At 56.7% G+C, this 2,361-nt stretch carries 5 protein-coding genes and 1 rRNA gene; 5 read left to right on the top strand and 1 reads right to left on the bottom strand.

Features of this window, described 5'->3' with window-relative positions; translation table 11 throughout:
- From rrf to AC56LH_RS22630, 3 genes are all read left to right on the top strand, one after another.
- Nucleotides 1–105: ribosomal RNA gene (gene rrf / locus AC56LH_RS22640) — 5S ribosomal RNA — on the top strand; the annotation flags it as partial.
- A gap of 129 nt (nt 106–234) precedes the next feature.
- Entirely contained in the window at nt 235–882 is a 648-nt protein-coding gene (locus tag AC56LH_RS22635) for a DJ-1/PfpI family protein (RefSeq protein WP_499649876.1), read from the top strand.
- A 108-nt stretch (nt 883–990) separates the two neighbouring features.
- Complete coding sequence (locus AC56LH_RS22630; protein WP_499649875.1) at nt 991–1,098, top strand: DUF3375 family protein; 108 nt, start codon at nt 991–993, stop codon at nt 1,096–1,098.
- 234 nt (nt 1,099–1,332) lie between these two features.
- Here the strand turns inward: AC56LH_RS22630 and AC56LH_RS22625 are convergent, their stop codons facing one another.
- Complete coding sequence (locus AC56LH_RS22625; RefSeq protein ID WP_499649877.1) at nt 1,333–1,515, bottom strand: hypothetical protein; 183 nt, start codon at nt 1,513–1,515, stop codon at nt 1,333–1,335.
- Between AC56LH_RS22625 and AC56LH_RS22620 the strand changes: the two genes are divergently transcribed.
- Complete coding sequence (locus AC56LH_RS22620) at nt 1,480–1,599, top strand: hypothetical protein (RefSeq protein WP_499649873.1); 120 nt, start codon at nt 1,480–1,482, stop codon at nt 1,597–1,599. The two genes, AC56LH_RS22625 and AC56LH_RS22620, sit on opposite strands and share 36 nt — an antisense overlap.
- Entirely contained in the window at nt 1,587–1,937 is a 351-nt protein-coding gene (locus AC56LH_RS22615) for a Wadjet anti-phage system protein JetD domain-containing protein (protein WP_499649871.1), read from the top strand. The genes AC56LH_RS22620 and AC56LH_RS22615 overlap by 13 nt, the downstream gene beginning before the upstream one ends.
- The last annotated feature ends 424 nt before the right edge of the window (nt 1,938–2,361 follow it).

The raw sequence follows: 2,361 nt of genomic DNA, 5'->3' as shown, positions 1-2,361 counted from the left end.
CCATAGCAAGTCGGTCCCACCCCTTCCCATCCCGAACAGGACCGTGAAACGACTTTGCGCCGATGATAGTGCTGCAACCAGTGTGAAAGTAGGTTATCGTCAGGCTAGTTATATAGAGAAGCCCCACTCAGTGATCTGAGTGGGGCTTTTCGCTTTGGGCGATCGATACCGTATCTAACGTCAAGATTCATCGATATCATTGTCAAACCACACCGACCCAGCAAGGACATCACGATGAACGTCTATCTCGCCGTAATTGACACGATGGCAGATTGGGAAATTGGCTATCTGACGGCCGAGCTGCACAGTCGGCGTTTCTTTCATGATCCTGCGATGGCATGCAATCTGGTCAAACTAGGCGTGACCCAGGACGCGGTGCACAGTATGGGCGGCATCCAGTACGTACCCGACGTGACTGTCGATACCATTCAACTACAGGCGGACGATCTGTTTCTGCTACCTGGCGGCGCTGTCTGGAACACGCCAATCGTCAGACCATTCCTGACACTAGCGCACGACGCCCTCGACCAGGGGCACAATGTTGCCGCCATTTGCGGCGCGACTGTCGGCCTCGCCAGCACCGGTGCGCTTGACCGGCGTCGCCATACTTCCAACGATCTCGAATCGTTGCAAGCGGCTTGCCCTGCATACACCGGGCAGTCCCACTACCGTCATAAGCCAGCCGTTCGCGGCGACAACCTGATTACCGCAAGCGGTCTGGCGCCGCTGGAATTCTCGTATGAAGTGCTGAAGATGCTGAAAGTCTGGCGGCCCGAGACGGCAACCGCCTGGTACCGTCTGCACAAGACGCGGCAGGCATGCTGGTACGACGCGCTGGTCGCGTCGATGTCGCCCGAAGCCCGGGAACCGTTGCCCGAATAGGCGTAGCATCCTTCCCGCTGGCCTCACGGCACAACCCGCAGTACAGTCACGGTATCCGTAATCACTCAGACAACGATGGACTATCAGCAGTTACTCGCGTAACGCCGCTTGCACCCGGCCTGGCGGCTTCTCGCCGCTGACCATGCGCTCATGATCGCCACCTTCCTGTACCACGTCTTTGTCGTGCCGAACGTGCGCACCATCCCACGCCAGTAGCTGGTGTCACAGCTGGACCACCACTTGTATTAGCTGCACCAGGTCAGCGGCGAGATCCTGTTCCCGAAAAGCGCTGCTGCTTATCTCGATGATTGGGCGTCCGACGAGCGTGGCTGGCTGGGCAAATATTACCCGCCCAGGGAAGATGAACCCCACTAAGACCTGACGTCATCGAGCGAGCAAGCGCTCGAGTGGCTGCAGGGTCTGGGTTAGCGCGCGTTTCTCGGCTCCGAATCACGCCTGATGACGGTCTTTGATCTGCTCAAGCAGATCACCGATGGCACCGAACTCAATCCACGCGCGCGCATCGCCGAGCTGTAGCCAAGGCGGGCCGACATCGATGCGCAGATCGCCCGTATCGGGGAAGGGTAGCTGCCCCTGATGGACCCGACCCAGGTGCGTGAACGTTTCCTGCAAATGGCATCGACCTCGCGTGAGCTGTTGTCCGATTTTCGCGCGCTCGACCAGAACTTCCGCACATCGGCGGCTTGTCAGATCTGACGGTTCCCGTGACGCAGTTTGCGCCGCTGCACACGTGCGTCGAGCGGGTGTTCGTCACAGAGAGCGAAATCAACGCGCTGGCGTTTCCGCAGGTGGCGTCGGACATGGTGATATTCGGTGCCGGGTACGGCATCGATCGCTTGGCGCAGATAGAGCGGTTGCGTGACCTCGATATCGCTTATCGGGGCGATATCGATACCCATGGGTTTGCAATTCTGGGCCGCCTGCATGCGGTCTTGCCAACGGTACGTTCGCTGTCGATGGATACGCCTACCTTCCAGGCACACCACACCTGTGGGGCAGCGAAGATGCCGGCAAGCGTTTCACGGGAGCGCTGATCCGGCTCACGAATAACGAGCATGCACTGTATGACGTTCTGGGCGAGCGGCTTCGCCTGGAGCAGGAGTGGGTTGCTTATGGATGGGTTACAACTGCAATTCAATATAGGTGATGTGACTACCTTGCGGGATCGCCGTGTGTTTGTTATAGTCTCGCTCCCTCGACGCAGAAGCATCCAAATGGATGCAGCAGCGAAGAGGAAAGAAAAAAAGAAGTTGACGAACATCGCAAAACACCGCATACTCTCTCTTCTCTGCTGCTAACGAACACAACGCTTCGTAGCAAACGGCAGAAGCAGTACCGAATAAAGTTCTTTAAAAATTAACAGTCGATAAGTGTGGGCGTTTGATGAGGGTGCCAAAGACTTCGGTCTTTGATTACTTAAATTATCAAATGTTCACAAAAAAGAAATACGTTGCTCAG

It is taken from the genome of Telluria sp. LT1R51-2, from assembly GCF_059685775.1.
This window is presented reverse-complemented; position numbering and strand designations above follow the sequence as displayed.

Coding starts and splice junctions, on each gene's coding strand:
- AC56LH_RS22620 (WP_499649873.1), top strand. CDS start 1,480: ATGGACCCGACCCAGGTGCGTGAACGTTTCCTGCAAATGGCATCGACC.
- AC56LH_RS22635 (WP_499649876.1), top strand. CDS start 235: ATGAACGTCTATCTCGCCGTAATTGACACGATGGCAGATTGGGAAATT.